Origin of the sequence: Shewanella loihica PV-4 (genome assembly GCF_000016065.1) — a bacterium.
Lineage (GTDB): Bacteria > Pseudomonadota > Gammaproteobacteria > Enterobacterales > Shewanellaceae > Shewanella > Shewanella loihica.
The window spans coordinates 295,395-317,146 of the sequence record NC_009092.1 but is presented as its reverse complement, the minus strand read 5'-3'; the positions used below and the strand labels follow the sequence as shown (position 1 = coordinate 317,146).

Annotated in this window: 18 protein-coding genes; 9 read left to right on the top strand and 9 right to left on the bottom strand. The window is 55.8% G+C overall.

Annotated features, from left to right (window positions below):
• The first annotated feature begins 157 nt into the window (after positions 1-157).
• Entirely contained in the window at positions 158-583 is a 426-nt protein-coding gene (locus SHEW_RS01525; protein ID WP_011864101.1) for a hypothetical protein, read from the top strand.
• Between the two features lie 80 nt (positions 584-663).
• Here the strand turns inward: SHEW_RS01525 and SHEW_RS01520 are convergent, their stop codons facing one another.
• From SHEW_RS01520 to ilvC, 7 genes are all read right to left on the bottom strand, one after another.
• Positions 664-1,806: a pyridoxal-phosphate-dependent aminotransferase family protein gene (locus SHEW_RS01520; RefSeq protein WP_011864100.1), complete on the bottom strand. Its 1,143-nt coding sequence runs from the start codon at positions 1,804-1,806 to the stop codon at positions 664-666.
• A gap of 393 nt (positions 1,807-2,199) precedes the next feature.
• On the bottom strand, positions 2,200-3,750 hold the full coding sequence (gene ilvA, locus SHEW_RS01515; protein ID WP_011864099.1) for a threonine ammonia-lyase, biosynthetic: 1,551 nt from the start codon (positions 3,748-3,750) through the stop codon (positions 2,200-2,202).
• A 1-nt stretch (position 3,751) separates the two neighbouring features.
• A complete protein-coding gene (gene ilvD / locus SHEW_RS01510; protein ID WP_011864098.1) occupies positions 3,752-5,602 on the bottom strand; it encodes a dihydroxy-acid dehydratase in 1,851 nt (616 codons plus the stop codon).
• A gap of 112 nt (positions 5,603-5,714) precedes the next feature.
• Complete coding sequence (locus SHEW_RS01505; RefSeq protein WP_011864097.1) at positions 5,715-6,638, bottom strand: branched-chain amino acid transaminase; 924 nt, start codon at positions 6,636-6,638, stop codon at positions 5,715-5,717.
• Between the two features lie 26 nt (positions 6,639-6,664).
• The gene (gene ilvM / locus SHEW_RS01500) at positions 6,665-6,934 is read right to left on the bottom strand and encodes an acetolactate synthase 2 small subunit (protein WP_011864096.1); all 270 of its coding nucleotides are present in this window, start codon (positions 6,932-6,934) and stop codon (positions 6,665-6,667) included.
• Positions 6,931-8,604, bottom strand: coding sequence for an acetolactate synthase 2 catalytic subunit (gene ilvG, locus SHEW_RS01495; RefSeq protein WP_011864095.1), 1,674 nt, complete (start codon positions 8,602-8,604; stop codon positions 6,931-6,933). The genes ilvM and ilvG overlap by 4 nt, the downstream gene beginning before the upstream one ends.
• Positions 8,605-9,112: 508 nt before the next feature.
• Positions 9,113-10,594 carry a ketol-acid reductoisomerase gene (gene ilvC, locus SHEW_RS01490; RefSeq protein WP_011864094.1) on the bottom strand — a complete coding sequence of 494 codons (1,482 nt, stop codon included), beginning with the start codon at positions 10,592-10,594 and terminating at the stop codon, positions 9,113-9,115.
• A gap of 192 nt (positions 10,595-10,786) precedes the next feature.
• Between ilvC and ilvY the strand changes: the two genes are divergently transcribed.
• The 3 genes from ilvY (at position 10,787) to SHEW_RS01475 (ending at position 13,627) form a co-directional block, all read left to right on the top strand.
• Entirely contained in the window at positions 10,787-11,671 is an 885-nt protein-coding gene (ilvY, locus tag SHEW_RS01485; RefSeq protein ID WP_011864093.1) for an HTH-type transcriptional activator IlvY, read from the top strand.
• A 67-nt stretch (positions 11,672-11,738) separates the two neighbouring features.
• Positions 11,739-12,548, top strand: coding sequence for a substrate-binding periplasmic protein (locus SHEW_RS01480; RefSeq protein ID WP_011864092.1), 810 nt, complete (start codon positions 11,739-11,741; stop codon positions 12,546-12,548).
• A gap of 197 nt (positions 12,549-12,745) precedes the next feature.
• Positions 12,746-13,627 (top strand): diguanylate cyclase domain-containing protein, encoded by an 882-nt coding sequence (locus tag SHEW_RS01475; RefSeq protein WP_011864091.1) that lies wholly within the window; start codon positions 12,746-12,748, stop codon positions 13,625-13,627.
• 28 nt (positions 13,628-13,655) lie between these two features.
• Here the strand turns inward: SHEW_RS01475 and paeA are convergent, their stop codons facing one another.
• Positions 13,656-14,981, bottom strand: a complete 1,326-nt coding sequence (gene paeA, locus SHEW_RS01470; RefSeq protein ID WP_011864090.1) for a polyamine export protein PaeA — start codon at positions 14,979-14,981, stop codon at positions 13,656-13,658.
• A gap of 329 nt (positions 14,982-15,310) precedes the next feature.
• On the opposite strand from paeA, the gene SHEW_RS01465 reads away from it, so the two are divergent.
• The 5 genes from SHEW_RS01465 to SHEW_RS01445 all read left to right on the top strand — a co-directional run bounded on the left by SHEW_RS01465 (position 15,311) and on the right by SHEW_RS01445 (position 20,334).
• Complete coding sequence (locus SHEW_RS01465) at positions 15,311-16,831, top strand: YifB family Mg chelatase-like AAA ATPase (protein WP_011864089.1); 1,521 nt, start codon at positions 15,311-15,313, stop codon at positions 16,829-16,831.
• A 115-nt stretch (positions 16,832-16,946) separates the two neighbouring features.
• Positions 16,947-17,831, top strand: a complete 885-nt coding sequence (gene yihG, locus SHEW_RS01460) for a 1-acylglycerol-3-phosphate O-acyltransferase, YihG family (protein ID WP_011864088.1) — start codon at positions 16,947-16,949, stop codon at positions 17,829-17,831.
• Positions 17,832-17,855: 24 nt separating this feature from the next.
• Entirely contained in the window at positions 17,856-18,803 is a 948-nt protein-coding gene (yihG, locus tag SHEW_RS01455; protein WP_011864087.1) for a 1-acylglycerol-3-phosphate O-acyltransferase, YihG family, read from the top strand.
• 205 nt (positions 18,804-19,008) lie between these two features.
• Positions 19,009-19,698 (top strand): GntR family transcriptional regulator, encoded by a 690-nt coding sequence (locus tag SHEW_RS01450; RefSeq protein WP_041406280.1) that lies wholly within the window; start codon positions 19,009-19,011, stop codon positions 19,696-19,698.
• Positions 19,699-19,929: 231 nt separating this feature from the next.
• A complete protein-coding gene (locus SHEW_RS01445; protein ID WP_150099931.1) occupies positions 19,930-20,334 on the top strand; it encodes a hypothetical protein in 405 nt (134 codons plus the stop codon).
• A 43-nt stretch (positions 20,335-20,377) separates the two neighbouring features.
• Here SHEW_RS01445 and SHEW_RS01440 read toward each other — a convergent pair whose 3' ends face one another.
• The gene (locus tag SHEW_RS01440) at positions 20,378-21,469 is read right to left on the bottom strand and encodes a branched-chain amino acid aminotransferase (RefSeq protein WP_011864084.1); all 1,092 of its coding nucleotides are present in this window, start codon (positions 21,467-21,469) and stop codon (positions 20,378-20,380) included.
• Positions 21,470-21,752: the final 283 nt, after the last annotated feature.

Sequence of the window (21,752 nt, the reverse complement as noted above, 5' to 3'; positions counted from 1 at the left end):
CCATGTAAAAACGCCTTTAGTTCAATGCAAAACAAAGGCAATATTATTATGAGGTTATAGCCGTTTTAACCATGTCTGAGTCGGCCACATTTTTAAAGACAGCGGGGAGAGACTTAGGTATGCTCTGAATGACACTATTTATCGAAAGGAATCGTTCATGGACACTGCATCCATCGACAGCGCGCCAGCGCCGACACCAACAACACAGGCGCCTGCCCAAGCTAGCCCGCAGGAGCCCACCCAACCCACTATCCAGCCAGAGTTTAAACACTCGGGCCTGGGCATCGCCGCCTTTACCCTGAGTATCATCGCAACCCTGTTAATCTTTGGCATAGTCACAGTGGCGGGCGTCATGGAGGCCACCACACCCGGTGGCATAGATGAGACATCGCCCGAGGCAATCGTCGTCGGCATGCTGATCTTTGCCTTCATCGGTCTAGCCTTGGTAGCCCTGGGGCTGGGAATTGGCGGCCTGGTGCAGAAACAACGCAAGAAGATCTTCGCCATACTGGGCACCATTTTCTCCTCGGTCGCCATTCTGGCCACCCTGGCACTCATCGCTTATGGCACCACGATAGACTAAATCAAAGGTTTTCCCTCTAAATAGGGAGGCGCTAACAACAAAAAAGGGGCCTAAGCCCCTTTTTTAAATTTGCAGTTGGTTTAACGCAGCACTTCCTCTAACGCTCTTAGGCATAGGGCGACATTCTCGCGCCGAGCACCGAAGCCCATCAGGCCGATACGCCAGGCCTTACCGGCCAAAGCGCCCAGACCGGCACCTATCTCCAGGTTATAGTTTTCGAGCAGTTGCTTACGCACGGCGCCATCGTCGACGCCCTCAGGAATATAAACTGCGTTGAGCTGTGGCAGACGCGAGCCCTCCTCGACCACAAACTTAAGCCCCAGATTTTCCAGTCCGTCACGCAGTAATGCGTGCATAGAGTGATGACGGGCCCAGGCATTTTCCAGCCCCTCTTCGGCCAGCAAGCGTAGCGACTCATGCAGGGCATACAGGGCATTGACCGGCGCCGTATGGTGATAGCTGCGCTTACCGCCCGCGCCCTGATCGCCACTCCAGTAACCCATGACCAGGCTCTGATCCAGGAACCAGCTCTGCACCGGCGTCTTACGCGCCTTGAGCTTCTCTACTGCCGCCGGCGAGAAAGAGACAGGTGACAAGCCCGGCACACAGGAGAGACACTTCTGGCTGCCCGAATAGATAGCATCTATGCCCCACTCGTCGACCCTGAGCTCCACGCCGCCAAGGGAAGTCACCGCATCGACGATCGACAGACAATCGTGGGCCTTGGCCAGCTGACACAAGCCCTTGGCGTCCGACAGCGCACCGGTTGAGGTCTCGGCATGCACGAAGGCGAGAAACTTGGCATCGGGATGAGCCTTAAGCGCCGCCTCGACATCGCTCAGTGATACCGGCGTGCCCCACTCGTTGTCCACCACCACGGCGGTCGCACCGACACGCTCGACATTCTGGCGCATACGCTCGCCAAACACGCCGTTACGACAGACGATCACCTTCTCGCCTGGCTCCACCAGGTTAACGAAACAGGTTTCCATGCCAGCGCTGCCTGGGGCTGATACCGCTAACGTCATGGCATTTTCGGTCTGGAACGCATATTGGATAAGCGACTTAAGCTCATCCATCATGCCGACAAACAGGGGATCCAGGTGGCCTATGGTCGGCCTTGCCTGCGCCGCCAGAACCTCGGGATAGACATCCGACGGGCCCGGGCCCATCAAGACTCGGCGTGGGGGATTAAAAGGGGTAACTTTGGGTGCTGCTAACATCTCATATCCTCTATCAAGCCTTAGCTTGAGCAGTTAGGGTTAAGGCTAACTGTCGTTTTGATTTGATGACGAAGGCTTTACGCCCCATCATCACCCTACGGATGAACAGTTATTCGCGTGCCATAAAACCAATCGTAGTAAATAACTGATCATGCTAGCTTGTTAAAACGTCCGATAACGGCGTTACTATTTTTGATTGTAGAATAACTACTTATCGAAAAATTCTGCCTTGTTCTCGACCGTTTTTCCTGTGCTATTTCTGATCACTTACTTACCGTGATTGGTATAACTGGCATCTTATTGCTTTGAATCTGTTGCAAGATAACATAAAAAAAGGCGCCATCGCGTCCCTTTAACGTTAAAGTTTGTCTCTGCTCGCGAAAGCAAAAAACATTAGTCGCGATTATCCAGAAACAGCTTATAGGCCGGGCTTTGGGTCTCTTCTTGATAGACGAAGCCCAGCTCGGTAAGAAACTGCTGGAAGGCGACGCTATCGCTCTCGGGCACCTCGAAACCGGCCAACACCCGCCCGTAGGCCGCGCCATGGTTGCGGTAGTGAAACAGGCTGATGTTCCACTTGCTGCGCAGGGTAGTGAGAAACTTAAACAGGGCGCCAGGATGCTCGGGAAACTCGAAGCTAAACAGACGCTCCTGCAGCGGCTCTGGCGGCAGGCCGCCGACCATGTAGCGCACGTGCAGCTTGGCGGTCTCGTCGTGAGACAGGTCCTGCACCTCGAAACCATCGCCCTCGAGCCGTGCCACTATCTCGTCCAGCTCAGCTTGGCCATGAGACAGGCGAATACCGGCAAACACCACCGCCTTCTCACGGCTAGAGAAGCGGTAATTAAACTCTGTCATGGCGCGCTTTTCCAGCAGCTCACAGAAGCGCAGGAAGATCCCCGGATGCTCCGGCACCTTCACCGCCAGAATCGCCTCCTTCTGTTCACCCAGTTCGCAACGCTCGGACACGTATCGCAGGCTGTGGAAGTTGACATTGGCGCCGCTGAGAATCGCCGCCACCTTCTGCCCCTTGCCCTCGTCACCGATATACTTCTTTAGCCCCGCCAGTGACAACGCCCCCGCCGGTTCGGCGATGGCGCGGGTATCCTCGAAGATATCTTTGACCGCGGCGCAGATCTCATCGGAAGTGACGGTCACCACCTGATCCACATACTCGCGGGCCAACCTGAAGGGCTCGGCGCCTATCTGCTTCACCGCCACGCCATCGGCAAACAAGCCCACCTGAGACAGCACCACCCGCTCGTCGGCTTCCAGTGCCGCCTTGAGGCAGGCCGAGTCTTCCGGCTCGACGCCGATGATCTTCACCTGGGGCATCACCGCCTTATAGTAGGCCGCAATACCAGCGATCAGGCCGCCGCCGCCCACGGGCACGAACACCACCTCGAGATCCCGCTGCTGTTGCAGCATCTCCTGGGCGACCGTGCCTTGCCCGGCAATCACCGCCTCATCGTCGAATGGCGCCACATAGATACGTCCCTCATCGCGGGCAAGCTGCTGAGCATGCTCGTTGGCCATGTCGAAGGACTGGCCATATAGCACCACAGTGCCGCCGAGGCGGCGCACCGCATCCACCTTGATATCCGGCGTGGTCTGGGGCATGACGATCACCGCACTCACCCCACGCGCCGAGGCCGACATGGCGACCCCCTGAGCATGGTTTCCCGCCGAAGCGCACACCACGCCCCGCTGACACTCCTCCTGACTCAGCTCGGCGATACGGTTGTAGGCGCCGCGCAGCTTAAAGGAGTGTACCGGCTGCATATCTTCACGCTTGAGAAATACCTGACAGCCGAGGCGCGCCGACAGCTTGTTGAGGCTGGAGAGCGGCGTCACCTTGGCAACATCATAAACCGACGACAGCAAGATCTTCTGCAGATAATAGTGGGCGAGATCCAGCTGAGACTGAGAGGCAAGGGCCAACATACTAATCCTCCAGCTTACTGACGTCGCGCACCGCGCCCTTATCGGCACTGGTGGCGAGCATGGCATAGGCTTTCAGCGCCAGCGACACGCTGCGCTCACGATTAACCGGCTTCCAGGCCTGCTTGCCACGGGCCTGCATGGCTTGGCGACGAGTCTCGAGCACCTCGTCGCTCACCGCCAGGGTGATAGAGCGTGCAGGGATATCGATCTCGATACGATCGCCGGTTTCCACCAATGCGATAGTGCCACCGGCCGCCGCCTCGGGTGACACATGACCGATAGAGAGCCCAGAGGTGCCACCGGAGAAGCGTCCGTCGGTGATAAGCGCACAAGAGGTGCCCAGCCCTTTAGATTTCAGGTAACTGGTGGGATAGAGCATCTCCTGCATGCCGGGACCGCCTTTAGGGCCTTCGTAACGGATCACTACCACATCACCGGCAACCACCTCGCCGCCTAAGATGCCGGCCACGGCGTCGTCCTGGCTCTCATACACGCGGGCATGGCCCACGAAGGTATGGTTAGCCTCATCGACCCCGGCGGTCTTGACGATACAGCCATCGGCCGCGATGTTGCCGGACAGTACCGCCAGGCCGCCCTCCTGACTGAAGGCAAATTCGCGGGTGCGGATACAGCCCTCTTGGCGATCCACATCCAGGCTCGGCCAGCGACAGCTCTGGCTGAAGGCCTTGGTGGTGGGAATGCCGGCAGGACCGGCGGCATAGAACTGCTGTACCGCCTCATCCTGGGTCTGAACCAAGTCATACTGGACCAGCACCGCCTTGAGGTTCTCGCCGGCCACATGGCTGACATCCGTATGCAGCAGGCCGGCTCTGTCCAGCTCACCTAAGATGCCCATCACGCCACCGGCGCGGTGCACATCTTCCATATGATATTTAGGGGTCGACGGCGCCACCTTACACAGGTGCGGCACCTGACGGGACAGGCGGTCGATATCGGCCATGGTGAAGTCCACCTTGGCCTCCTGAGCCGCAGCCAAAAGGTGCAATACGGTATTAGACGAGCCGCCCATGGCGATATCCAGTGCCATGGCGTTCTCGAACGCCTTGAAGCTGGCGATATTGCGTGGCAGCGCCGACTCGTCATCATCGCGGTAGTAGCGATTAGCCAGCGCCATCACCCGGCGACCGGCCTCTAAGAAGAGTTCGCGGCGATCACTGTGGGTCGCCAGCAGCGAGCCATTGCCCGGCAGCGACAAGCCTAAGGCCTCGGTCAGGCAGTTCATCGAGTTGGCGGTAAACATGCCCGAGCAGGAGCCACAAGTTGGGCAGGCGCTACGCTCTATCTTCTCGCTGTCTTCGTCCGAGACGCGATCATCGGCCGCGGCCACCATGGCATCCACCAGATCCAGTTTTATCAGCTTGTCCGATAGCTTAGTCTTACCCGCCTCCATGGGGCCGCCGGAGACAAACACCACGGGGATGTTGAGTCTGAGCGCCGCCATCAGCATGCCTGGGGTGATCTTGTCACAGTTGGAGATACACACCAGGGCGTCGGCGCAGTGGGCGTTGACCATATACTCGACGCTGTCGGCGATCAGCTCACGCGATGGCAGAGAGTAGAGCATGCCGCCGTGGCCCATTGCGATGCCATCATCCACGGCGATAGTATTGAATTCTTTGGCGATACCGCCCGCCTCTTCGATGGCACCAGCCACCAGCGAGCCCATATCCTTAAGATGCACGTGACCCGGCACAAACTGGGTAAAGGAGTTGGCAATGGCGACAATCGGCTTACCAAAATCGCTGTCTTTTACCCCGGTCGCCCGCCAGAGGGCGCGCGCCCCGGCCATGTTGCGCCCTTGAGTACTGGTAGCTGAACGTAGTTTTGCCATGACACTTTCCTTCTGTTGCGTTGGCGGCCTGGCCACCTGAGCTAAATTGGAACCTCGACGGCAAATCCACCGCCGAGGTTTTAATCTTATCTTAAAACTTGCAGCCGGGAGGTTAAAGCAGCTCTAACCAACCCCACTTATCCTGGGTCTCACCATTAAACAGGCCAAAGAAGCTTGCCTGCAAGGCCTGGGTTACTGGGCCGCGGCCACCGGCGCCCACCTCGATACGATCGACGCTGCGCACCGGCACTATCTCGGCGGCGGTTCCTGTCATAAAGATCTCGTCTGCCAAATAGAGAAACTCGCGCGACATAGGCTCTTCGACCACCTCATACCCCAGGTCTCTCGCCAGGGTAATGATGGTATCTCGGGTGATCCCCAGCAGGATGGCGGCCGTAGCTGGCGGGGTATAGAGCTTGTTCTTTTTGACCACAAACAGGTTGGCACCGGCACCTTCGCTTACCAGGCCGTTGACATCCAGCGCGATCCCCTCATCGAAGCCGTTACGCTTGGCCTCGGTAGAGATCTGCAGCGAGGAGAGATAGTTACCGCCCGCCTTGGCGCCGGTAGGTATGGTATTCGGTGCCAGACGGTTCCAGGAGGTCACGGCCACATCGACGCCGCGCTCCATGCTGCCCTCACCCAGGTAAGCCCCCCAAGGGAAGGCGGCCACCATGAGATCGCACTTCGCATCCTTAGGTGGGGTGATCCCCATGCCTACGTCGCCGAAAAACACCAGGGGACGAATGTAGGCGGCGTCGAGTTTATTACTCTTTACTATGTCGCGGCAGGCCTGCATGGTCTCATCGAAACTATAGGGCACTGGCATGCGATAGATCTTGGCCGAGTCATACAGGCGCTGCACATGGTCGGTTAGGCGAAATCCCGCCGGTCCCTGTGGCGTGTCGTAGACGCGGATCCCCTCGAACACCGAGGTGCCGTAATGCAAGGCGTGCGACATCACGTGTACCTTGGCATCCCCCCAAGGCATGATCTCTCCATTAAACCAAATCAACTCTGCTGTTTTTGCGGCCATCTTCTCTCACCTGTCTGTTTCGCGTCTTAGGCGCTTGCGTGTTGGGGGTATCTTGTCGCGGCGGGCTTGGCCGAAAGGACCTCGCACTCGGTGACATCGATCAGTTTGTTCAGCTGATGGCTCAGAAGCTCGAGCGCGCGCTCGCTCTCCACCACCATGCCGAGCCGGGTGGTACCATTGTCACCCAGGTGCATATCCATCTCTGTGACCTTAAATCCACGGTGACGTGTGACTCGCAGGACACGTTCTATCACCTCGGGTTGCTGGGCTAAGGTTAAGGCTAGGTTATAGATCATGTCTGCTTCTCCATCTCATCCATCATGTCGCGGTTACTGGCGCCGGGCGGCACCAAAGGCCAAACGTTGTGGGCCTCGTCGATTCTTACGTGCAGTAAGAAAGGCCCCTTTGCATCGAGCATCTCGTCGAGCGCCGACTCCACCTCACCCGCCTGAGTGATAGTGCGTCCCGGGATGTCGAAGGCCGAGGCCATAGTGACAAAGTCCGGGTTATCGGAAAGGTCGGTCTCGCTGAAACGTTCTTCAAAAAACAGTTGTTGCCACTGCTTCACCATCCCCAGCTTCTGGTTATCGATCAGCAGGATCTTGAGCGGGATCTGACGTCGCTTGATGGTGGTCAGTTCCTGCACATTCATCATGAAAGAACCATCGCCTGAGACGGCCACCACACAGGCGTCGGGTCTGGCCACCTTGGCGCCGATCGCCGCCGGCAGACCAAACCCCATGGTGCCCAGACCTGCGCTTGAGAGGTGATCTTCCGGGCGTCTGAACCACATATGCTGGGCTACCCACATCTGATGCTGACCCACGTCGCAGGCCACCACGCTGTCCTCAGGCAATTTAGCCGCCAGACGGTTGAGTAGCTTAGGCGCGAAGATCAGTTCACCGGGTCTGTCGTAGCTCCAGGCATGCTGGGCTTTCAATCTGGCCACCTCGGCCAGCCAGGGGGCGATCTCCAGCGGCTGCGCCAACGCAGGCAAGATCTCACGCAGATCCCCGGCGATGGCGACATCCGGGCGTCTAAGCTTACCCAGCTCGGCGATATCGATATCCAGATGCACCACCTTGGCATGCTCGGCGAAGCTGGCCAGACGGCCGGTAACCCTGTCGTCGAAACGGGCGCCGACCACCAGCAGCAGGTCGCACTCCTGCACCGCCAGGTTGGCCGCCTTACCGCCGTGCATGCCCAGCATTCCCAGATAACCCGGATGGTCATGGGCTATGCTGCCAAGCCCTTTGAGGGTCGCGACCGAGGGCATGCCGCTCTGATTGATGAAGTCGCGCAGCTGCTCGACCGCGCCCGCCATGCCGACACCGCCGCCCACGTAGAGCATGGGGCGCTGTGCCTGGGCAATCAGATTCTTAGCAGACTCGAGCAGGCTAGGGTCCACTTGGGGTTCGGGTTGTATCGCCTGGAGCGGCGCCTTGTAGTCCAGCAGGGCGATCTGGATATCTTTGGGTATGTCCACCAGCACAGGGCCGGGACGGCCGGAGGCGGCGATTTCGAAGGCGCGGTACAGGGTAGGCACTAGCTCCTCGACATCTGTCACCATGAAGCTGTGTTTGGTGCAGGAGAGCGACATGCCCAGCACGTCGATCTCCTGAAACGCGTCTGTACCGATCACCGCGGTAGACACCTGACCCGTGATGGCAACCAGAGGCACAGAATCGAGCAGGGCATCGGCCAAGACGGTCACCAGATTGGTCGCTCCTGGGCCCGAGGTGGCGAAGCAGACCCCCGTCTTGCCGCTGGCTCTTGCATACCCTACGGCGGCGAAGGCGGCGCCCTGTTCATGACGACTGAGCAGATGTTCAACCGGCGCACCGACCAGGGCATCGTAGATGGGCATGATGGCGCCACCTGGATAACCAAATACCGTGGTCACGCCGTGCGCGGCCAATGCCTTGATGACGGCGTCTGCGCCTCTGATCTTCTGCCCTTGTTCCATCTGCCCTATCCTGCGTAATTAAGTGTTTTTCTGGGTTAAGCAAGTCATGAGTGCTAAAAACAAAAAACCCCCGGTCCTTTCGGAGCGGGGGTTCTTGTTGCAATCTTGACCTGATTAGGTGTGTCGACGCGCCATGCGATGCCCCCGCTGTGATTTAATAATCACTACGGTAATAATCTCAATAATGAGGAGGGCAGCTTGGTTAAACATGGTGTCTTTCTGTTTCCTAATCTTTGTTTGCTTAAATTCTGTATCTCGGTCGACTCAATTTAGCCGACCTTTTAATCAATACCACAAAGCCAACGAATAACACAACCAAAACCTGCGACTATCTGTAAAAAGCCTGTTCACAGGCGTCTCGGGCAGCGCTAGCAAGCCAATCAAGACCAGATATTTCCCTACTCATGTGACTCTCGGGTTTGACTCTTGGGCCGACCCAGGTCCGACAATTCGAAACTGAGAGGACTCGGCCCAACCACTAAAAAACCGTGGATTAATGTATTGATAATTAAGCTTCTTCTACGATGCGCTTCATCTCGGTCATGTAACCGCGAAGCTCGGCGCCTATGTACTCAACCGCGGTATGGCGGATAGCATCGTTCACCTCGATCAGACGCAGGTTGTCGACGCCGTTGCCACTGTCTTTCAGGCCGCCGCCCAGGTATTCGGGAGACATCTGATTCACATAGTCACGCAGCAATGGCACGGCCGCATGGTTAAACAAATAACAGCCATATTCGGCGGTATCAGAGATCACCACGTTCATCTCGTAAAGACGCTTACGGGCGATGGTGTTGGCGATAAGCGGTGTCTCATGCAGCGACTCATAGTAGGCCGACTCTTCGACGATACCGGCTGAAACCATGGTATCGAAGGCCAGTTCCACACCCGCCTTGATCATGGCGACCAGGAAGATCCCCTTATCGAAGTAGGTCTGCTCGTCGATCGCCTCATCACATGCAGGGGCATTCTCGAAGCCAGTTTCGTTGGTCTCGGCGCGCCATTTCAGCAAGTTGGCATCGTCGTTGGCCCAATCTTCCATCATGGTCTTAGAGAACTCACCGCTGATGATGTCGTCCATGTGCTTCTCAAACAGTGGCTGCAGAATCGCTTTGAGCTCCTCAGCCATCTCGAATGCCTTGATCTTGGCAGGGTTTGAGAGACGATCCATCATGTGAGTGATACCACCATGCTTAAGCGCCTCTGTGGTAGTCTCCCAACCTTGCTGGATAAGCTTGGCGGCGTAGCCTGGCTCGATACCGTCGGCCACCATCTTCTCATAGCCCAGAATGGCACCGGTTTGCAGCATGCCACACAAGATGGTCTGCTCGCCCATTAAGTCTGACTTCACCTCGGCGATGAAAGAGGAGTGCAGCACGCCGGCGCGATCGCCACCGGTAGCGCTGGCATAGGCCTTGGCCACTTCCAGGCCATCGCCCTTAGGATCGTTTTCAGGGTGCACGGCGATCAGGGTAGGTACACCGAAACCACGCTTGTACTCTTCGCGCACCTCGGTACCCGGGCACTTAGGTGCCACCATGATGACTGTGATGTCGGGACGCACCTGCATTCCCTCTTCCACTATGTTGAATCCGTGAGAGTAAGAGAGTACCGCGCCCTGCTTCATCAGTGGCATCACGGCATTAACTGCATCCGTGTGTTGCTTGTCTGGGGTCAGGTTAAGCACCAGATCCGCATCAGGAATCAGCTCTTCGAAGGTGCCGACACGGAAACCGTTGCCAGTGGCTTTCTGGTAGGAAGGACGCTGCTCGGCAATCGCCTGCTCGCGCAGGGCAAAGGAGATATTCAGGCCCGAATCGCGCATGTTGAGGCCCTGGTTAAGGCCTTGGGCGCCACAGCCCAGGATGACGATATTCCAGCCCTTGATATAGTCACAGCCTTGACTAAATTCGCTGCGGTCCATAAAACGACACTGACCAAGCTGCTCTAATTGTTGGCGTAAATTCAGAGAGTTAAAGTAATTAGCCATCAGATTCCCTACCTTTAAACGAAACCGTTGAAAATGGGCTCAACCGCCTTGGCCAAGCTGTGAATGAGATCAACTATAGCCCATGTCTTTTATTGCTTAAAATGATATATTCGAAACGTCACATTGCATTTTTTGCAATAATGTAAGGGCCGATTTCACTCTCGAATCAAGCTAAAAAAGTAAGGCGCCACCATGGATATTCGTACCATCAAACTCTATCTGCATCTGAGCAACAGCCTGCACTTTGCCCGCACCGCCCAGCAGATGCATGTCAGCCCCTCTACCCTGAGCCGCGCCATGCAGCGCCTGGAGGAAGAGGTCGGTGCCAAGCTGTTCGAGCGCGACAATCGCAGTGTGACCCTCACCAATGCAGGGGTGGAGTATCGTCACTTTGCCGAGCAGACTCTGGATAACTGGAGCAAGCTGAAACACAGGCTGGATCCCAAACAGGATCTGCTGCGCGGCCGCCTCAACATCTACTGTTCGGTCACCGCCGCCTATAGTCATCTGCCGGCGCTGCTGGATCGCTTTCGTAACGAACATCCCCTGGTGGAGATCGCCCTCACCACGGGGGACGCCGCCAATGCGGTAGAGATGGTGCGGCAGAACCGCGCCGACATCAGCATCGCCGCCAAGCCCGAGTCCCTGCCCGAGTCCTTGCATTTCATCAAGATAGACAATGTGCCCCTGGTGATCATCGCCCCTACCTTCAAATGCGCGGTGCAGGAGCTGCTGACCGAGCCCTATATTCCTTGGGATCGCCTGCCCTTCATCCTGCCGGAACATGGCCCGGGACGACTAAGAATCGAGAATTGGTTCAAGCAGTTAGGGCTCAGTGCCAATGTCTACGCCCAGGTCTCGGGGCAGGAGGCAATAGCCTCCATGGTGGCACTGGGCTGTGGGGTGAGCATCACGCCCGAGGTGGTGATTCAAAACAGCCCGGTGAAAGACAGGATCCAGCAGCTGAGCTCGCCGGTCGCCATCCCCCCCTTCGAGCTGGGCTGTTGCAGCAAGAAAAGCCGTGAAGATGAGCCGGTGATCGCCGCCTTCGTCAAAGAACTCAATGCGGTCAATTAGCAAAAAACTTGCTTAAAGCAGGCCTCTGCTATACTGATTTCATCGAAGAATTTTCAAGAGGTTAGCTATGGTGTCATGGGGACGCTTGGTCACTGGCTTATGCTGTGGCTTCGCCTTGTTATTCTCGGCCCTTCCCGCCCTGGCCACGGCCTCTGTCACCATATGCGTCGAAAACACCGAGTTTCCTCCCTTTAACTATTTCGACCGTAACCAGAGCGTGGAGCCCCGCAGCATAGGCTACGACATCGACATACTCAACCTTGCCTTCGGTCAGAGCGTGCTGAGCCATAAAGTGATTGCCCTGCCCTGGAATCGTTGCCTGAAAGAGGTCAAACAGGGCACGGTCGATGCGGCCATGAGCGCGTCGCTCAACAGCGAGCGCCGTCGCGACTATCTGATCTCCACCCCCTACTATTATCTGACCCCCAGCTACTACTATCTCAAGTCAGACTTTCCCAAGGGGGTAGAGGTGCAGCGCCTCGAAGAGCTCAACCACTACGGCAGCGTGTGCGGCATCAAGAACTTCAACTATGAAAACTTCGGCCTTAAGCCCGACTTTCACCTGTTTCAGATCCGCAGCCTGGCTCACCTGCCCGAGATGCTCACCAAGAAGCGCTGCCAGTTCTTCCTCGCCCGCAAGGAGACACTCAGCGGCACCTTGGCCATCAACAAGATGGAAGACTTCTACACCAGGCTTGCCGGCATCACAGCCCCCAACGCCAAGCCAGAACCCTTCTATATGCTGATCTCGAAGAACTCGCCCCACAAAGAGACCATCAAGCAGCTGTTCGATGCCAAGGTCGACAGCCTCAACAAACAGGGCAAGTTACGCCCCCTGCTCGAGCATCACCTGCAGCTACTGAGTCAAACCTATTGAGCCAAACCTATTGAGTCACGCCTACAGTGCCAAACCAATAGCACTAAATTTATTGCGTAGGCGATGAGATAAGCCGAGCGGCCACCTACCTTGTAGCCAACTTAGCCTATACTTAATACCGACATCTCAGCCACAAGACTTTCAAGCAGTTGGCGAACCCGACGTGACCTTTACTCCAAAACTAAGTCGACACGTCCATGCCAAGGAATGACACACTCAACGCCAATGCGCCGAAAGGGGGAGACATGACCGCCTTTGCCATTTTTATCGTATTGATCGGTTTGATGGGACTGCTCGCATCACTCATTCCTACCTATCAGATCTGCCAGCTGAAACCGCCACAGACCCAAGGCTGGCACCTGCTGCTATTTATGATTGGCATGTTTATTTTCGGCTACTTGGGATTTCTGTGGATGCTACTCAACCGGGAAACAGGCCCGCTGGAAACCGTGGTGTCTCTGGTGTTTTCCGCCGGCGGCGCCTTCGTCTGGTTGGTGGTCAAGATGAGCATGAAGACCATAGTCAAGCTGCAAGACACGCTAGAAGATAAACATTACCAGGCCTATCACGATTCGTTGACCGATCTACCCAACCGCCACATGCTGTATGAGACCATGGAGCGGCTGATCAAGGAGAATGGTTCTCCCTTCGGCTTCATCATGATGGATCTCAACGACTTCAAGATGATCAATGACAACCTGGGCCATGATGCCGGTGACAAGGTGCTGGAGATCATCGCCTACCGTATCGAGCGCATCATGCCGCCCCAGGCGCTACCGGTGCGATTGGGCGGCGATGAGTTTGCCGTGCTCTTGCCCAAGAGCGAGCTTGGCCAGGCGCAGCGTCTGGCTAAGCAGATCCAAAAGGCAGTGATAGAGGATATCCACTGCGAGGGTCATCTGCTCGCCGTCGGCATCAGCATAGGCATAGCCCTCTACCCCCAAGATGGCGACGACAGAAAGACCCTGATGAAGCATGCCGACATCGCCATGTATCGCAGTAAACAGAATAACAGTGACTATGAGACCTTCTCACAGGTGACCGACATGCCTGCGCCTCTGGGGCAGTTCAGCCCCTGAGACTGTCTAGCCGCTGTCACACGGCTTATTATTGTTCGACTGCCGCCACTAGGGGCGGCGTCGCCTCGGCGGGGATGCGCGTGACCAACAGCTGGTCCACCTTATAGGCATCGATATCCACCACCTCAAACTTGTAGCCACCGAAATTCACAAAATCGGTACGCTTGGGGATCTTACGCAGCATGAACATCATGAAGCCGGCGATGGTCTCGTAGTTCTGACTCTGGGGGAAGGCCTCGATACCGAAGGCGCGCATCACGTCAGTTATGGGCGTCACGCCATCCACCAGCCAGGAATCCTTATCCCGGGCGATGATCTGCTCCTCGCTCTCATGGAGTGACCAGGCGCCCATCACGGCGCTCTGCAGATCATTGGTGGTCACTATGCCGACCACCAGGGCATATTCGTTCATCACCACGGCAAAGTCGGCCCTGTGATTCTTAAAATATTCCATCGACTCCGACAGGCTCAGGCTGTCTGGGATGATCAGACAGTTGTGTACCAAGGTGCTGTCCTTGAGGGTGATGCTCTGGCCATTGATCACCCGAATCAACAACTCCTTGGCATCGACGACCCCCTTGATGGTGTCCAGTTGGCCGTCACACACCAAAAACTTGGTATGGGGATCCTCGGCGATCTTACGTTTGATCACCTCCTCATCGTCCTGCAGCAGGAAGTAGACCAGACTCTCCCGCGCCGTCATGGCCGCGGTGACAGGTACCGTCTGCATCTCGAACACGTTCTCGATCATCTGCTGCTCATCCTTATCCAGCACGCCCGCCTCGGCGCCGGCATCCATCACCGCATAGATGTCGTCAGAGGTCACCTGGTCGTTACGGGCCGTGGGGATCTGCAATAGACGAAAGATGGCATTGGCCAGACCGTTGAACACCCAAACCAGGGGCGTCAACAGGCGGATGCAGAAGGTCATGGGCCCCACCAGCACCAGCGCCACCCGCTCGGGCATCGCCATGGCCGCTCGCTTAGGCATCAGGTCGGCGATCAGAATAAACAGGCTGGTCACTATGATGAATGACAACACAAAGCTGAGCTGGCTGAGCCAGGGATCGGCCACCCAGGACTCTAGCCCCGCCCTGATATAAGGGGTAAAGGCCGACTCACCGACGATACCGCCCATGATCGCCACCGCGTTTAGCCCTATCTGCACCACGGTAAAGAAGCTGCCGGGATGGGCCTGCAGCTGCAACACCCTTTCCGCGCGAGGATCTCCCTCGTCGGCCAGCTGACGCAGACGGATCTTACGTGCCGCCGCCAGGGCGATCTCCGACATGGAGAAAAAACAACTGGTGCCGATTAACAGCAAAATAATCAACATGTTATCTAGTAGACTCATTTTAAACCTAACCTAAAGCTCAGACAGGCCTGCAACGGCCAAGCGCTCCCCAGGGATGGGGACTAAGAGACATTAACCCTAAATGATGTATGCAGTGTGAAGACGCCGACAATTATAGTGACTTACGCCTTCATAAGACGTGATTGAGATACCACCTCAAGATGCCGAATTGGGGGGAACAGTGCCGCAATAAGAGACGGCTGAGAATATGGAGCACCTTTTATCAGAAATTGGCCAATAGGCAACTAAATTTTGTACAGAACGCCTAAAAAACGTATTCCTGCTACACTTTCTTTCAGGTTTAATAACAAAAACAAAAGGATTTGTTTATGGCCATCGCCTGCGTCACCACGCGCGCCAGCCTAGGCGTGGCAGCTCCCGAAGTCACGGTCGAAGTGCATCTCAGCAATGGCCTGCCCGCCTTCAGCCTGGTGGGACTCCCTGAAACCTCAGTCAAAGAAGCCAAGGAGCGGGTGCGCAGCGCCCTGATCAATGCCGGGTTTGAATTTCCTCAACGCAGAATAACCGTCAATCTGGCTCCTGCGGATCTGCCCAAACAGGGGGGCCGCTACGATCTCCCCATCGCCATCGGTATACTGGCCGCCTCCAAGCAGGTGCCCGATACCCATTTGGCGGATCATGAGTTCATCGGCGAGTTGGCCCTCTCCGGGCAGATAAGACCCTGCAGCGGCATCTTGCCGGTGATCATAGATGCCCGTAAACAGGACAAGACCTTAGTCCTCCCCTTGGAGAATCGAGGCGACGCCGAGCTAGTCGGTTATCGAAAGTGCTTCTTCGCCGCCCACCTGCAAGGCTTAGCCCAGTACCTGCACGGTCAGGCTTCGCTGCCCGGCCTGACCCAAGATCTGCAATGGCTGGATACTCAGGCTGACACCGACCACAAGTGCCTCAGCGATGTGATAGGCCAATATCAGGCCAAGCGCGCCCTGGAGATAGCCGCCGCCGGCAATCATAACCTGTTGTTTCTCGGCCCTCCTGGGACGGGCAAGACGATGCTGGCCAGCCGCATGATGCAGCTGCTGCCGCCACTGGACTATGACGAGGCGTTGGAGGTCGCCGCCATTCACTCGGTGGCGGGGCTCAGCATTCCCATGCAGGCCTTTTATCGGCGCCCCTTTCGCTGCCCTCACCACACCAGCTCGGCCATCTCACTTGTGGGCGGTGGCAGCCATCCCAAGCCGGGCGAGATCTCCCTTGCCCATCGCGGCGTGCTCTTCCTCGACGAGGTGGCCGAGTTTCCCCGCAAGGTGCTCGATTGCCTGCGAGAGCCGATGGAGACAGGCGAGGTGGTGATCTCCCGTGCCGCCGCCAAGCTCACTTTTGCCAGCCGCTTTCAGTTGATCGCCGCCATGAACCCCAGCCCCTGCGGCGACAGTGCCAACGCCAGGGCCACCCCAGATCAGATCCAGCGCTATCTCGCCAGACTCTCGGGGCCCTTCATCGATCGCTTCGATCTCACCATAGAGGTGCCCCGGCTGCCCCAAGGCACACTCACCAGCAGTCAGCGTGGTGAAACCAGCCGAGATGTTGCTCAGCGAGTGCATCAGGCCAGAGAGCGCCAGCTGAGCCGCGCCGGAGTGCTGAACGCTGAGCTGAGCGGTAAACTGCTCACGCAAACCGCAGGCTTCAGCCAGAAGGATCTCGAGTTTCTCGAGCAGAGTGTCAACCAGCTCGGGCTCTCGGTGCGCAGCTATCACAGGCTGCAGAGGGTTGCCCGCACCATAGCCGATCTTGAGCAGAGCAAAGATGTCGCCCGCCACCACATCGCCCAAGCACTTGGCTATCGTGCCATGGATCGTCTGCTCAATAGCCTGAAAACGCCTTACTGAGACCAATTATATCCTTATCTAAAACAGGGTTATCTTGGCAAGATGAACAGGATAAGATTGAGCTAATGGGCTCAGGCGAGTAACATAGGTCTCCGAATTTTTTATGGGGGCTTTAATGGGCGCGGTGTTATCACTAATAAGAGGCAGCTTGGCATTTAGCTGTTATGTCATCAACACCCTTTTTTGGGTAATACCTATCTTATTGGTAAGTATAATAAAACTTATCCCTGTCACGCCGCTACGTACCCTGTGTAGCTACCTGTTGGATCACTGCGCGACCGCCTGGATCAGCGTCAACACCTTAATCGAACGTCTGTTCCACCGGGTAGATGTTCAGATTGAAGGCGACAGCAATCTCTCCCCCAAGGAATGGTACATGGTGATCGCCAACCACCAATCCTGGGTAGATATCTTGGTCCTGCAACGTATCTTCAACCATAAGATCCCTTTCCTGAAATTCTTCCTGAAGCAGGAGCTGCTCTACGTGCCAGTGCTGGGCCTCGCCTGGTGGGCGCTAGACTTCCCATTCATGCGCCGATACTCAAGCGCGCAACTGCGCAAGAATCCAAAGCTCAGGGGCAAAGATATCGAGATCACCCGTAAGGCCTGCGCCAAGTTTAAGACTAAGCCGGTCAGTGTGATGAACTTTGTCGAGGGCACCCGCTTTAGACCCGAGAAACATCAAAAGCAAAACTCAGAGTTTAACCACCTGCTCAAGCCTAAGGCGGGTGGTATGGCTTTCGCCCTGTCGGCGATGGGCGATCAGATCCACAAGCTAGTAGATGTCACCATCTATTATCCAGGCAACACACCCAGCTACTGGGACTATATCTGCGGCCGGGTCAAACAGGTCAGGGTCCACATCAAGGTCAGCGAAATCGCTCCCGAGATGCGTGGCGACTACCTCAATGATCGCGCCTACAAGATCAGTTTTCAGGAACAACTCAATCGTATCTGGCAAGAAAAGGACGCCATGTTAACGAAAATGGCGCAGCAATAACCGCAGATAAGGTGCTTTAGAAAGATGCTAAATTTTTTACCCGGACCCCTCCTGTTTGCGCTTAGCCTGACCTTGTTGATCATCAACACTGTGTTATGGAGTACTTTGATCTGCGTTGGCGGCATAATTAAACTCCTGCTACCGATCGCACTGCTGCGCACCGGGATCGCTCACTTGATGAATCGCTGCATGTGGAGCTGGGCCTGCATCAACGGTGGCATACTGTTCTTGATCGCCAAGATAGAGTGGGACATCGAAGGCCTGGAAGGACTGAAGAAAGATGGCTGGTACCTGCTGATCAGCAACCATCTCAGCGGGTTCGACATCGCCGCCCTCACCTATGTGCTGCGTAACAACATCCCTATGCTCAAGTTCTTCCTGAAGAAAGAGCTGCTCTATGTGCCTTTCCTTGGCCTTGGTTGCTGGGCATTGGACATGCCTTTCATGAATCGCACCAGCGCCAAGCAGCTGCGTAAAAACCCTAAACTCAAGGGCAAAGACTTAGAGACCACCCGCCGCTCCTGCGAGAAGTTTAGGACCATTCCTACCTCTATCATCAATTATGTGGAAGGTAGTCGCTTCACCCCGGAGAAGAAGGCTCGTCAGCGCTCTCCATACCGCTATCTGCTGCGCCCCAAGGCAGGCGGCATCGCCTTTACCATCTCGGCCATGGGCGAGCAGTTTACCAGCCTGCTTAACGTCACCCTGGTCTATCCCGACTCGGCTGACAACACATTATCCGAGGTGATGCACGGCAAGGTGAAACGTATCGTGGTGCGCATCGAATCTATGCCGGTGCCTGAGGTGGACGATCAGCAATATTTCAACGACGCCGAGTGTCGTGCTCAGTTCCAGCGTTGGCTCAACGGCGTCTGGCAGCAGAAAGATGAGCAAATTCACCAGATCTTGACCCGCTACAACTCAGATCAGCTGGTTAGCGAAGAGACCCGCTCCCTGGCCGAGAGCCGCTAGCCTTAGCCCCATTCGCCGCCCTCCCAAGCGGCGAATGCCTCAAGTTGTCAACAAAATCACCTAGCAAAACCTGCCAAGCATCAGTAACTCACAGATATAACGGTTAAAAACTTGCGTTAGACTTAAGTTTTAGCCATATATTGTTGACAATCCATGCTTGCCGCACTAATTTCATGACTCATCCAATCCCTTAATGAGCAAGCCCATGGCGTTAGATGCCTTATCCACATTAGACACAGAGACGCCCGCACTCACCCTGGCGGATAAGGCCTTACAGGCGATCCAGACCAGTATCATCAAGGGAGAGCTGGCCCCCGGCAGCAAGATCAACGAGCAGATGCTTGCCCAACGCTACGGCATCAGCCGCGGCCCTACCCGGGAAGCCCTGCTAACCCTGGAGCGTCGCCGCCTCGTCGTCAGAATTCCCCATGTCGGTGCCCGCGTGGCACAGCTGTCGATAGATGAACTCAACGACCTCTACCGTCTGCGCAGCGTGTTGGAAGGCATGGCCTGCGAGCTGGCCGCGAAACACATTACGCCGACGGCACTGATGCAGCTGCAACGCCTGATGGATAGCCAGGAAGCGGCGCTGGCCAAGGGCGACACCTATTTTCAGCAAGATGGCGATGTGGATTTTCACTACCGCATCATACGCGCCAGCGGCAGTCGCCATCTGCAGGAAACGCTTATCGGTAACCTCTACCACCTGCTGCGCATGTATCGTTATCAATGCACCAGCGAGAGCCGGCCGACCAGGGCGATCGCCGAACACAGACGCATAGTCGAAGCCATTGCCGCTGGCGATGGCGAATTGGCCAGCCTATTGATGCGCCGTCATATCGAACAGGGGCGAATCAACACAGAGAAACGACTTAAGGCGCTACAGGCAGAGTAGCGCTAACCGGGTTCATGCCAGCGAACACGCGTTGGCATCGACTTGAAAAGGCCTTGCCCCTCCCTTCCGGCAAGGCCTTTTCTCTTTAAAATCAGATGTCACTCACTCTTCACGCCAAATTATTGTAAATGTCATAAAATTGACTACAAATTTTAACTAAATGTTAATATACTTGCCTGCCTGAATGACCAAACTAAATGCATAGATATGCATTGGCAGAGAGTAGTCGCTGTGAATCCAGTTCATTTTATCGCTAGACACAAACCGTCATCGCTTTTCCGCTTACTTGCGCTATTAACCTTACCCCTATTTGTCTCAGCCTGTCAGAGCAATCTCATCGCTCAGTCAGAGAGAGACTACCTAGAGGTCACTCCAGCGCAGCTAAGCAAGTATTGGGTTATCCAAAACAACACCCTGAATTGGCAGGGATTGATCGAACAAAAACAGAAACTCAATATCAGCTTTGGCATCAATCCTTCGGGGCAGTTAGTGGATCTCGAACTCGACGATCTATCCATCTCACCCGAGCAAAAAGAAGCTCTGCTAGCCAGATTTAGCGAGCAGAGATTTAACGCCACAGTCGACAATAAGTCTGCCCAGCCGGTGCGGGTCTCCGCCATCGTGATGTTCAATTAAAAAAGGCGCCTCGTAGGCGCCTTTTTCATATCAGATTCAAGAGTTAAGGCGCGACGCGCTCAACCTTTTGCATCCAGCCTTCAGGACCCTGACGCTTACCCTTCTGGATATCCGTCAGCACCTGATAGATGCGGCGGGTATGCTCGCCCACCTGACCATCACCGACCGTCAATACTCTATGGTCTTCGAAAATATAGGAGCCCACAGGCGACACCACGGCCGCGGTACCAAAACCACCGGCCTCGACGATCTCACCAGATTCGATATCGGCAATAAACTGGTCCAGCATGACCGTCTCTTGGCGCACCTCACAGCCGAGCGCTTCTCCCAGCTCCATGATGGATTGCGAGGTAATCGACTTCAAAATGGTGTCGGTGAATTTAGGTATGATAATGGTGCCATCTTTAAGCACATGGAAGTGGTTCATGGCACCCACCTCTTCGATCTGCTTGTTGTTGGCATCGAGATACAATACCTGGGCCGCACCATATTCCGCTGCGGCCTTACCCGCCCTGAGCGAAGCAGCATAGTTACCCGCCGCCTTTGAAGCACCCGTGCCACCCGATACCGCGCGGTGGAAACGCTCGGTGATCAGCAGACGAATCGCCTTATCGAAGCCATCGGCATAATAGGCACCACTTGGGCTCAACATGACACAGAAGGTATATTGCTGGCTCGGGCTCACCGAGAGTCGGTCTTCGGTGGCAAACACGAAGGGACGAATATAGAGACAGGCCCCATCCTGCATCGGAAACCACAGCCTGTCGACGTCGATCAGGGCATTGATACCCGCCAGCTGCATCGCCTCGGGAACAGGAGGAATACAGACCACCTCACCACTCAGGTTGAGACGCTCGGCATTCTTGTTTAAACGGAAGGTATAGATCTCACCATCATCATGCATGAAGGCCTTAGCGCCCTCGAAGATGGATTGCCCATAGTGCAGTGCCATGGCACCCGGTGCCATCTCGAATGGTCCGTAAGGGACTACCCTAGGATCCCGCCACTCCCCATCGCGGTAATCCATCAAAAACATATGGTCAGTTCTTAGATTGCCAAAGCCAACATTGGTTTCGGGCTTAAACTGCTGTGTTCGGCGTTCAGACGCAGGTTTTAAATTATAATTTATTTGCATTGCATACCACCTTGAATACTGATCTAGCAGACTATGGACGCCCTGCTTTAAAGTCAAGCCATAAGCGGTCTGGCACGAAATTCTTCATCCTCTATGCAGTACAGATTTTTAAACAGCCTAGCTCTTACACCTAAGGCTTTTCCTCCTATAGCGACCGGGCGACAACTCAGCACAAGGCGAGAAAGCGAATGCACCATCTTGCTAAAACCATTAGGGCCGCGCTATTGCTCATCTAATCACACTACCGCGACAAATTTGACCCAGCCCTCGACCCTATCGAGGG

Coding starts and splice junctions, on each gene's coding strand:
- ilvA (WP_011864099.1), bottom strand. CDS start 3,750: ATGTTGGCCCTTGCCTCTCAGTCTCAGCTGGATCTCGCCCACTATTAT.
- SHEW_RS01475 (WP_011864091.1), top strand. CDS start 12,746: ATGCCAAGGAATGACACACTCAACGCCAATGCGCCGAAAGGGGGAGAC.
- ilvG (WP_011864095.1), bottom strand. CDS start 8,604: ATGGAACAAGGGCAGAAGATCAGAGGCGCAGACGCCGTCATCAAGGCA.
- ilvD (WP_011864098.1), bottom strand. CDS start 5,602: ATGGCAAAACTACGTTCAGCTACCAGTACTCAAGGGCGCAACATGGCC.
- SHEW_RS01525 (WP_011864101.1), top strand. CDS start 158: ATGGACACTGCATCCATCGACAGCGCGCCAGCGCCGACACCAACAACA.
- SHEW_RS01505 (WP_011864097.1), bottom strand. CDS start 6,638: ATGGCCGCAAAAACAGCAGAGTTGATTTGGTTTAATGGAGAGATCATG.
- paeA (WP_011864090.1), bottom strand. CDS start 14,981: ATGAGTCTACTAGATAACATGTTGATTATTTTGCTGTTAATCGGCACC.
- yihG (WP_011864088.1), top strand. CDS start 16,947: ATGGGCGCGGTGTTATCACTAATAAGAGGCAGCTTGGCATTTAGCTGT.
- SHEW_RS01450 (WP_041406280.1), top strand. CDS start 19,009: ATGGCGTTAGATGCCTTATCCACATTAGACACAGAGACGCCCGCACTC.
- SHEW_RS01480 (WP_011864092.1), top strand. CDS start 11,739: ATGGTGTCATGGGGACGCTTGGTCACTGGCTTATGCTGTGGCTTCGCC.
- ilvC (WP_011864094.1), bottom strand. CDS start 10,594: ATGGCTAATTACTTTAACTCTCTGAATTTACGCCAACAATTAGAGCAG.
- yihG (WP_011864087.1), top strand. CDS start 17,856: ATGCTAAATTTTTTACCCGGACCCCTCCTGTTTGCGCTTAGCCTGACC.
- SHEW_RS01520 (WP_011864100.1), bottom strand. CDS start 1,806: ATGTTAGCAGCACCCAAAGTTACCCCTTTTAATCCCCCACGCCGAGTC.
- SHEW_RS01465 (WP_011864089.1), top strand. CDS start 15,311: ATGGCCATCGCCTGCGTCACCACGCGCGCCAGCCTAGGCGTGGCAGCT.
- ilvM (WP_011864096.1), bottom strand. CDS start 6,934: ATGATCTATAACCTAGCCTTAACCTTAGCCCAGCAACCCGAGGTGATA.
- ilvY (WP_011864093.1), top strand. CDS start 10,787: ATGGATATTCGTACCATCAAACTCTATCTGCATCTGAGCAACAGCCTG.
- SHEW_RS01440 (WP_011864084.1), bottom strand. CDS start 21,469: ATGCAAATAAATTATAATTTAAAACCTGCGTCTGAACGCCGAACACAG.